Source organism: Amycolatopsis sp. SID8362 (assembly GCF_010550475.1).
GTDB lineage: Bacteria > Actinomycetota > Actinomycetes > Mycobacteriales > Pseudonocardiaceae > Amycolatopsis > Amycolatopsis eburnea.
The window spans coordinates 1-9833 of the sequence record NZ_JAAGNB010001723.1 but is presented as its reverse complement, the minus strand read 5'-3'; the positions used below and the strand labels follow the sequence as shown (position 1 = coordinate 9833).

The 9833-nt window shown below is 71.8% G+C and carries 7 protein-coding genes and 1 pseudogene; 1 reads left to right on the top strand and 7 read right to left on the bottom strand.

Going from position 1 to position 9833, the window contains the following annotated elements:
• From G3I65_RS52835 to sthA, 7 genes are all read right to left on the bottom strand, one after another.
• Positions 1-671, bottom strand: a 671-nt coding sequence (locus tag G3I65_RS52835; protein WP_160696989.1) for a transposase family protein, incomplete at its 3' end; no start/stop codon positions are given.
• A gap of 147 nt (positions 672-818) precedes the next feature.
• Positions 819-2003: a phosphotransferase gene (locus G3I65_RS52830; protein ID WP_160703765.1), complete on the bottom strand. Its 1185-nt coding sequence runs from the start codon at positions 2001-2003 to the stop codon at positions 819-821.
• A 79-nt stretch (positions 2004-2082) separates the two neighbouring features.
• Positions 2083-3030, bottom strand: a complete 948-nt coding sequence (locus G3I65_RS52825; RefSeq protein ID WP_163046913.1) for a DUF389 domain-containing protein — start codon at positions 3028-3030, stop codon at positions 2083-2085.
• Complete coding sequence (gene aspS / locus G3I65_RS52820) at positions 3030-4805, bottom strand: aspartate--tRNA ligase (RefSeq protein WP_160703763.1); 1776 nt, start codon at positions 4803-4805, stop codon at positions 3030-3032. The genes G3I65_RS52825 and aspS overlap by 1 nt, the downstream gene beginning before the upstream one ends.
• Positions 4806-4902: 97 nt before the next feature.
• Entirely contained in the window at positions 4903-5505 is a 603-nt protein-coding gene (gene merB, locus G3I65_RS52815) for an organomercurial lyase (RefSeq protein ID WP_160703761.1), read from the bottom strand.
• Between the two features lie 167 nt (positions 5506-5672).
• On the bottom strand, positions 5673-7568 hold the full coding sequence (locus G3I65_RS52810; protein WP_309236095.1) for an intein-containing Rv2578c family radical SAM protein: 1896 nt from the start codon (positions 7566-7568) through the stop codon (positions 5673-5675).
• Positions 7569-7986: 418 nt separating this feature from the next.
• Entirely contained in the window at positions 7987-9399 is a 1413-nt protein-coding gene (gene sthA / locus G3I65_RS52805) for a Si-specific NAD(P)(+) transhydrogenase (protein ID WP_309236094.1), read from the bottom strand.
• Positions 9400-9489: 90 nt separating this feature from the next.
• On the opposite strand from sthA, the pseudogene G3I65_RS52800 reads away from it, so the two are divergent.
• Positions 9490-9833 (top strand): annotated as a pseudogene (locus G3I65_RS52800) (SARP family transcriptional regulator); the annotation flags it as partial.

Sequence of the window (9833 nt, the reverse complement as noted above, 5' to 3'; positions counted from 1 at the left end):
TCGGCTTTGTAGGGAGTGAGCACGATCTGCTCGCACGGTCCCTCACAGTCCGGGCATTCGCGGGTGGTGCGGACGTCTTTGTGCCAGCCGTGGAAGCCTTTGTCCCCGGCCGGGGTCAGGCCGTGGGCGTGCAGGTGCTGGCGGATCCGCAGCCGGCGGGCGGCGGTGATGTCGGCCGTCTTGCCCGGCAACGCCGCCGACACCCACAACAACCGGCCGGTCTCGTCGGTCAGGGCGAGCACGACCAGGCCGTGATGTCTGTGTTTGCCGTTGTAGTTGGCCCGGTTGGCTTTGCCGGTGCGGCGGCGGGTCCGGATCAGGGTGCCGTCCACCAGCACCACCGCCGCGGCCCGGGCGGCCTGGCGTCGCAGGACCCGGTTCAGGCGGGCGGCGCGGACGGCGAGCAGGGTGATGACTTCCAGCACCCACCGCCGGACCGTAGAGGCGGACACGCCCATGCCGGCCCCGAGGTGGGTCAGGCGCGGATCGTCGCGCAGCACGGCCAGGACGACCAGTGCCTGCTGGGCGGGGCCGGCTTTGCGCCAGCGGGACCGCAACCGCTGGCGGTGGGCACGGATCAACCCCGCGACCAGCTGCAGGGTCTGTCCGGACAGTGGAAGGGTGACCTGGTAGGAAAGAGGACCGAAGCCCTCGGCGGATGGTTGACTCACATCTCGATCCTGCCGAGGGCTTCACCTATCTCCAGGTTCGCCACGCTGGTCCCAGCGGCACTTCGTGTCACCACAGGCAACCACCACGAACCCGACACCCTGACCAGCCACAACCAGGATGAAACAACCCCATTGGGGCGCTTGGGCTCAGCGGAACGCCGGGTAGAACGCCAGGTCCGCGTGCGGTCCCAGCTTCGCCGCCAATGCCGCCGCCACCCGGGCCGCGAACTCCGACACCGCCGTCATCCGCACGTACCCCGCGTGCTTCGCCAGATCCCGCCACCACGTCACGAACGCCGCCTCACGGCTCACCGGGGCCGCGTGCCGGGACAGGTCCAACGACGCCAGCTCCTCCCCCGTGATCAGCCACACCCGCAGCAGCTCGCTGGTCGTCAGGTGCCCCGCCAGCGCCTCGTCGTCGGCGAACGCCGGCCAGACGCCCACCACCTCCGCGCGCCAGGCCGCGATCATCGCTTCGCTCATGCCCGCCGGGAGGGCGAGCGCGTCCGGCCAGCTCGCGAACGGCAGCCTCAGGTGCGCCGCGTCGATCAGGGCCGAGCGGACGCAGCCGTACTCGAAGTCCAGGAAACGGACGCCCTCGCCGGTCACCAGGTTGTTGTCCGGGCTGAGCTCGACCGGGCTGAACGCGCGGAAGCCCGCCGAGCGGGACTGCTCCAAAGCCGCCGTGACCTGGGCGCGGACCGCGTCCGGGACCGGGATGCCGAGCCGCTCCTGGATCAGGGCGGGCACGCCCGCGCACTGCTCGTCGACGCCGCTTTCGTCCCCTTTCGCCGGTCCGCCGAGGCGCCGCAGCAGGGCGTTGAAGTCCGCTTCGCGGCCCGCGGTGCTCGCGTGCAGCCTGCCCAGCGAGCGGGCCCAAGAGAGCAGCGCGCGCTCGGCGGCGCGGGAGTCGCGCGCGTAGAGCTTGTCCTCCAGCGTCGGGGTGCGGCCGAGGTCCTCCAGCACCAGCGCGCGGTCGCGGCCGTCGTGGGCGAGCAGCTCCGGGCACATCCGCTCGTCCGGGGCCAGCGCCGTGAACAGCTGGTAGCTGACCGCCTCCTGGGCGAACGGGTCGGCGCCCGGCCCCGGCGGGTCCGGGTAGTGCTTGACGACCACCGTGCGTGGCAGCGCGAACGACGACGACACCACCCGCGCGCGGACCACCGTCGCCGGCCCGCTTCCCGCGAGGTCCTCGGGGGCGACCAGGGTGATCGCGCTGCCGAACCGGCGCGAAAGAACGGACTCGCCCGCCGCGACCGCCGCGGCGACGGCGAGCTGCTCGGCTCCTGCCCCGACCCCAGCGTCGCCGGTGGAGGAGGTGTCGACTGTCATTGGCACCGACCCTACTCGTGACTGAGCAACCATGACTACTGACATCCGGACAAGAAGACGCATCCCACCCGGATACGGGTCACCCGCGTGAAAGCGGACGCATCCCCACGGGTGAACGTTGCCCATTCCGGCGCACGATCAACACAATGGCCGCTGCTGCAACGATTCCGAGAAGGTTCACGAGCAGCTGTCCCACCGATTGGAGGCATCGGCTCCACTCCCCCGCCACGGCCGCCACCATCGCGTAACCCGCGGCGGGAACCGTCGTCACGGAGATGAACACGCCCACCAGCGCGGCCGATTTCGCCGACGTCATGGCGAGCATCCCCGCGGCGCCGGCGAGCATCGCCACGACCAGGGACGGCACCCCGACCGAGAACACGAAGTCGACGTCGCTGTGCTGCTTCAGCTCGAACGCCTTTTCCCCGAAGACGTCGGTCACCCGCACCAGCAGCGCGCCACCCAGCGTGACGGCCATCGCCAGCGGGAAGCCGACGCCGAGCGCGGCACCGGCCAGCCGCACGAGGTCCCAGCGCCGCAGCACCACCCCCACCGCCAGCGCGGCCAGCGGGCCGAACTCCGGCCCGACGACCATCGCGCCGACGATCGTCACCGCGGAGTCCGTCAGCACGCCGACCGCGGCCAGCAGGCAGGCGATGGTGAGGAACGCCAGGAACGTCACGTTGAGCCGCGACTCCTCGCCGGTGCGCGCGAGCAGCTCCTCCCACACGACGGCGTCCGCGCCCTCGCCGGGCGCCGCCTCTTCCGCCCGGTCGGCGGCGTCCGAGAGCGCCGTGTCGAGCCCTTCGAGCGTGATGCCGCCGGTGTGGTCGAGCTCGAGCACGCACAGCGCCTCGATGATCTCGTCCGCCGCCTCGCGCGCGATGTCGGCCTCGACCAGGTCGCCTTCGGGCGAGACGGCGGCACCGCGGTGCACGATCAGGTGCGCTGTCCCGGCGTGTGCCCGCAGGATTTCGAGCGCCTCGGCGGTCTTCTCCGGCGGGCACACGGCCCTGAGGTGCAGCACTAGTTCTGCGGGGCGGGGGCCGGCTTCGCGTCGATGCCGGCTTCCTTGCGCTGCTGCGCCGTGATCGGCGCCGGCGCCGCGGTCAGCGGGTCGTAGCCGCCGCCGGTCTTCGGGAACGCGATCACGTCACGCAGCGAGTCGGCCTTGGCCAGCAGCATGACGATCCGGTCCCAGCCGAACGCGATGCCGCCGTGCGGCGGGGGGCCGAAGGCGAAGGCGTCGAGCAGGAAGCCGAACTTCTCCTGCGCCTCCTCCTCGCCGAGGCCCATCAGGCTGAACACGCGCTTCTGGACGTCGCCGCGGTGGATACGGATCGAGCCACCGCCGATCTCGTTGCCGTTGCAGACGATGTCGTAGGCGTAGGCCAGGGCGTTGCCCGGGTCCTGCTCGAACTTGTCGATCCACTCCGGGGTCGGCGAGGTGAACGCGTGGTGCACGGCGGTCCACTTGCCGGAGCCGACCGCGACATCGTCGCCGATGTCCTCGACCGGCGCGAACAGCGGCGCGTCGACGACCCACACGAACGACCAGGCGTTCTCGTCGATCAGGCCGAGGCGCTTGCCGATCTCGTCGCGCGCGGCGCCGAGCAGCGGCTGCGTGCTCGACGCCTTGCCCGCGGAGAAGAAGATGCAGTCGCCCGGCTTGGCGCCCGCCGCGGCGGCGACGTTCTCGCGCTCGGTCTCGGACAGGTTCTTCGCGACCGGGCCGCCGAGGGTGCCGTCTTCGTTGACGAGGATGTACGCGAGGCCGCGCGCGCCGCGCTGCTTCGCCCACTCCTGCCACGCGTCGAGCTGGCGGCGCGGCTGGTCGGCGCCGCCAGCCATGACGACCGCGCCGACGTACGGAGCCTGGAACACGCGGAACGGCGTGTCGGCGAAGAACTCCGTCATGTCGGTGATCTCGAGGTCGAAGCGCAGGTCCGGCTTGTCCGAGCCGTACTTGGCCATCGCCTCGTGGTAGGTGATGCGCGGGATGGGCCGCGGGATCTCGTGCCCGATCAGCTTCCACAGCGCCGAGACGATCTGCTCGCCGATGTCGATGACGTCGTCCTGCTCGACGAAGCTCATCTCGATGTCGAGCTGGGTGAACTCGGGCTGGCGGTCGGCGCGGAAGTCTTCGTCGCGGTAGCAGCGGGCGATCTGGTAGTACCGCTCCATGCCGCCGACCATGAGCAGCTGCTTGAACAGCTGCGGCGACTGCGGCAGCGCGTACCAGGAGCCGGGCTTGAGCCGGGCCGGGACGAGGAAGTCCCGCGCGCCTTCGGGCGTCGAGCGGGTCATCGTCGGGGTCTCGATCTCGACGAAGTCCTGGGCGTGCAGCACCTCGCGCGCGGCGCGGCTGACCTCGCTGCGCAGGCGCATCGCGGCGGCCGGGCCGCTGCGGCGCAGGTCGAGGTAGCGGTGCTTGAGGCGGACCTCTTCGCCGACGTCGACGCGGTCGTCGATCGGGAACGGCAGCGGCGCGGACTCCGACAGCACCTCGAGCTCGGTGGCCAGCACCTCGATCTCGCCGGTGGGGATCTCGGCGTTCGCGTTGCCCTCGGGGCGCTTCGCGACCTCGCCGACGATCTTCACGCAGAACTCGGAGCGCAGCGCGTGCGCGCGCTCGGCCATCTCGCCCTCGCGGAAGACGACCTGCGCGACGCCGCTGGCATCCCTCAGGTCGATGAAGATGACGCCGCCGTGATCGCGCCGCCGGGCCACCCATCCGGTGAGGGTGACGGTCTGTCCGGCCTGTCCGGCACGCAGGGTGCCGGCTTGGTGGGTGCGGAGCACTGCGACTGCTCTCCTTCGAGATGGGCTTTCGAGCGGCGGTTGTCGCCACGACAAGGCTAACGAACAGCCCAGCCTACGACGTCGGCGGGCGCTCGCTTCAGAGGACGTGCTTGGGCCGGGCCTCCAGCGCCGCCACCAGCCGGTGAGCTTGGGCCAGGTAGGCCGCGACCTGGTAGATCCGGCCGCCCGGGTGCGCCACCAGCCAGCTCGCCGCGGCCGACGCCGAGGCGAAGAACGGCTGGCCCGCGCAGGCCACCGCGTCGACGTTCTCCAGCCCGAAGCCGAGGTCGATCGCGGCCACCACCGCGGACGGCGGGTCGGCCTGCAGGATCCCGTGGCTCGTCAGGTCGATCCGGATGTGGGTGCCGGTGACCGGGCAGACCGCGGCCGCGTGCACGCGCTCGCCGGTGGCGATGGCCAGCAGGAACATGTCGACCGAGCCGTCCGGGCCGGCGCCGAGGGTGCCTTCGGCGGGCTCCGGCCGGTGGTGGGCGCCGCGCGGGGCCGGTCCGGTCGAGACGAGGTCGCGGTGCAGGGTGAAGCCGATCAGCTCGACCAGCCGCCGGGCTTCGGCGGGGGCGACGCCGACGATCGCGGCGAGCCGGTCGACGCCGACGGGGTGCCGTCCGGCCCGGGTCAGCTTCAGCGCGGCCCAGGCGAGCCGGGCGGCCGCGACGCGATCGGTCTGCGAGGTCGTCACCCTCCGCTCCTTCCGGGATCGATCCCTTCGACGTTAGGCGCCGGTGACGCGGGACGACAACGACACGATGGGACATTTTCCCGCAAGCCCAGGACAACGCGGGGCACCGGGCCCGGCGATTACGTCGAACGGCGCAGCGCGTCACCCGGATGGTCCACAGTGGACCGTCAGAGCAGGCGCAGCTGCTCGGCGGGCGCGGCCGGCTCCGGGGCGGCCGCCGGTTCGGGGTCACGCGGGTCGTAGCCGGTCTTGGGCGCCAGCCCGTGCCGCCGCAGCAGGGGCGCGACGCGCTCGGCGAGCCGCTCCCGGTACGCCTTCTGGACGTAGCTCCCGCGCGCGTACAGCTCCCGGTACCGCGGGACGAGCGCCGGGTACGAACCGGCCAGCCAGCGGCCGAACCACTCGCGGGCGCCGGGCCGCAGGTGCAGCGGGAACACCGTCACGCTCGACGCGCCGACGTCGGCGAGCTGCGCGAACAGGGCGTCGAGCGCCTCGGCGGAGTCGGTCAGCCACGGCAGCACCGGCGCCACCAGCACCGAGCACGGCAGCCCGGCGTCCCGGGCCTTGCGGATCAGCTCGAGCCGCGCCCGCGGGCTCGGCGTGCCGGGTTCGAGGCGGTGCTGGAGTTCGCCGTCGAGCAGCGCGAGCGACACCGCGAGTCCGACCGGCACGTCGGCGGAGACGTCCTGCAGCAGCGGCAGGTCCCGCGCCAGCACCGTGCCCTTCGTGAGCACCGACAGCGGGGTGCCGGAGCGCGCGAGCGCCGTGATGATGCCCGGCATCAGCCGGTAGCGGCCTTCCGCGCGCTGGTACGGGTCGGTGTTGGTGCCCATGGCGACGTGCTCGCGCCGCCACGACGGCTTCTTCAGCTGCGCGGTGAGCACCTGCGGGGCGTTGACCTTGACGACCACCTGGGTGTCGAAGTCGCGGCCGGCGTCGAAGTCGAGGTAGGTGTGGGTGTTCCGGGCGAAGCAGTTGTGGGACACCATGCCGTCGGCGATGAAGTCGCCGGTGCCGGTGGTGATGTCGAACAGCGGCAGCTGCAGTCCCAGCGGCTCGACCGCCTCGACGCGGCGGCGGCTCGCGCCGATCACCGTGCCGTCCAGCGACCGCTTCCACGTCACCGCCGGGTTGCTCACGTGCAGGAACCGCAGCACCTCCCCGGCACCGCCGAGCAGCCGGACCTCCTGCCGCGACGGGAACTTCGGCACCTCGTCGAGCTGGCGCGCGAAGCCGAACCGCGCCAGCGCGGCGGCGACGGCGTCGGTGATCTCGGGTTCGTCGTGCGCGATCGTGAGGATGCCGCGGCCGTAGCCGCCCGCGAGGTCGAAGACGCCGGCGAGGAACCCACGCTGCCAGTGCGCGTCCGGGTCCGGCGGCACCTTGAGGAACCCGACGGACGACCCGAAGTCCGGCAGGTACTCGAGCGCGCGGGCGGCGGCGTCGGGCTCCGCGGCGAACCCGCCGGACCGCAGCATCCCGCAGAGGTACCCGGCGCGGTACCCGAGCGTCTCGTCCGGCGTCGGCGCGAACCGCCCGACCCCGATCAGCTCGGTCCCGGCCTCGAGGTGCGGCCGCTGGGCGGCGCCGAACTTGCTGCCGGTGACGTGCTTCCACCCCTTGCTCGTGAGGAACCGGTGATCCCCGCCGGCGACGAGCCGCGTCCCGTCGTCGAGCGTCACCCGGTAGGCGGCGCGCAAGGTCGTCCAGTGCGCTTCGACCCGGGTCGGCACCAGCCGCCGGGCGGCGCCGTGGCCGCGGGTGCCATAGAGGGCGTCCCCGACCTTCAGCTCGGCCAGCGCCTTGGTGCGGCCGTCGGCCATCAGGATCCGCGTGCCGCCTTCGAGACAGTAGGTGCAGGCGTGGGAGCAGCCGCGGTAGGGGTTCACGGTCCACCCGAACGGCACCCCGGAGCTGGCGGGCACCTTGTTCAGCACCGAGCGCGCGTGCACCTCGTGGAAGGTGACGCCGTCGAATTCCGGTGACCGCACGGAACGCACCAGGCCCTCCAGCCCGGGCAGTGCCGGCTCACCCTCCCCTGCTCGCTGCCGATCCCATCGCACGCGGTCAGTCGAACATACGTTCTAGTCGGGTGTCAAACCGGTTCGGGGCAGGGGAAATCGGGTGGTACTGGTGTGGTTCCTGAGGCGGGCTGTCGTGGGGTGCGAACGACGTGCCGGGCCAGGGTCCGGCGAAGTTGCAGCGGCTCGCTCGACGGCGGATTCGCCGACGTCTTGAATGAGTCATTCAGGTCTTCGGAGGTCCTGAATGACTCATTCAAGACACCGCGGCCCTACCCGGCGCCACTGCCCAGCCGGCCCGCAACGTCATGAACGAGTCATTCACCTCGCCGGACGACAGGGCCCTGGGGCGGCGCGCGGTGAGGTGCGAACGACGTGAATGACTCATTCATGTCGTCGGACGACATGAATGAGTCATTCACTACATGCCGGCACCGCGCCGGGCCGAGGCTCCGCCCACTCAGGACGAGAAGCGGTCCAGCGCCCGGATCTTGTTCGTCGCGTCCAGCGCCGCCACCTTGTACGCCTCCGACAGCGTCGGGTAGTTGAAGACCGCGTCCACCAGGTAGTCGACCGTCCCGCCGCAGCCCATCACCGCCTGTCCGATGTGGACCAGGTCGGTCGCGCCGGTGCCGAAGACGTGCACGCCCAGCAGTTTCCGGTCCGTCGTGGACACCAGGAGCTTGAGCATCCCGTAGCTGTCGCCGGTGATCTGCCCGCGCGCCAGCTCGCGGTAGCGCGCGATCCCGACCTCGTACGGCACCGAAGACGACGTCAGCTGGGCCTCCGTCGCGCCGACGTACGAGATCTCCGGGATGGTGTAGATGCCGATCGGCTGCAGTGCGCCCAGTCCGTTCGACGGTTCGCCGAACGCGTGGTACGCGGCCAGCCTGCCCTGGTCCATCGACGTCGCCGCCAGTGCCGGGAAGCCGATCACGTCGCCGACCGCGTAGATGTGCGGGACCTCCGTGCGGTAGTTCTCGTCGACGACCAGCCGGCCGCGGCCGTCCGCGGTCAGGCCCGCCGCTTCCAGGTTGAGGTCGCCGGTCATGCCCTGGCGGCCCGCGGAGTACATGACGCCGTCGGCCGGGATGCGCTTGCCGCTGACCAGGGTGGTGATCGTGGCGTCGTCGGAAACCGCGACGTCCGCGACCTTCTCGCCGAAGCGGAACGTGACGCCGAGGTCGCGCAACTGAAATTTCAGTGACTCGACGATCTCCGGGTCGCAGAAGTCGAGCATCTGGTCGCGCTGCTCGACCACGGTCACGCGCGAGCCGAGCGCGGCGAACATCGACGCGTACTCGATGCCGATCACGCCGGCGCCGACCACCACGAGCGACGACGGGATCTGCTCCAGCCGCAGGATCTCGTCGGAGTCGAGGACGCGCGCGGCGTCGAAGTCGACGTGGCCGGGCCGCGCCGGCCGGGTGCCGGTGGCGATGACGATGTGGTCCCCGCTCAACGTCCGGCGATCGCCCGGGTGCTTGCTCTCGACGACCACCGTGTGCGCGTCGGCGAACGAGCCGGTGCCGGGGATGAGGTCGACGTGGTTGCGCATCAGCTGCGCGCGCACGACCTGGACCTCGCGCCCGACGACGTGCTGGGTGCGCGCGAGCAGGTCGGCGATGGTGATGTCCTGCTTGACGCGGTAGCTCGCGCCGTACAGCTCGCGCTGGTTCATCCCGGTCAGGTAGAGCACCGCTTCGCGCAGCGTCTTGGACGGGATCGTGCCGGTGTTGACGCACACCCCGCCGACCATGTCGTGCCGGTCCACGACCGCCACCCGCTTGCCCAGCTTCGCCGCCGCGATCGCGGCCTTCTGCCCGCCGGGGCCCGAACCGATGACGATGAGGTCGTACTCGTGCTCGCTCACGACGTCGAGCCTGCGCACCCGGGCGCCCCGGCGCAACCCCTCACCGGTGAAGATCCGCCCGCGACCCGGCGGCCGGACTAGCGTGACGGGGTGCTGCGCGTTTCGCTGCTGGGCGAGCAGGTGATCGCCGACGACGCGACCGGGGCCGTGCTGACGCGGTCGCCGCGGTCGGTCGCGCTCGTGGCGCACCTCGTCGTGCACGCCGGTCTGGCGCAGCCCCGGCGCCGGATCGCCGGGCTGTTCTGGCCGGACTCCACCGACGCGCAGGCGCTCACGAACCTGCGCCGCGAGCTGCACCAGCTGCGCCGGGTGCTGGGCGATCCGCCGTCCCTGGTCGTCACCGGGCGCGACCTGTGCTGGCGCGACACGCCGTCGAGCCGGGTCGACGTCCGCGAATTCGACGCCGCCTACCGGGCCGCGCTCGCCGCCGAGGA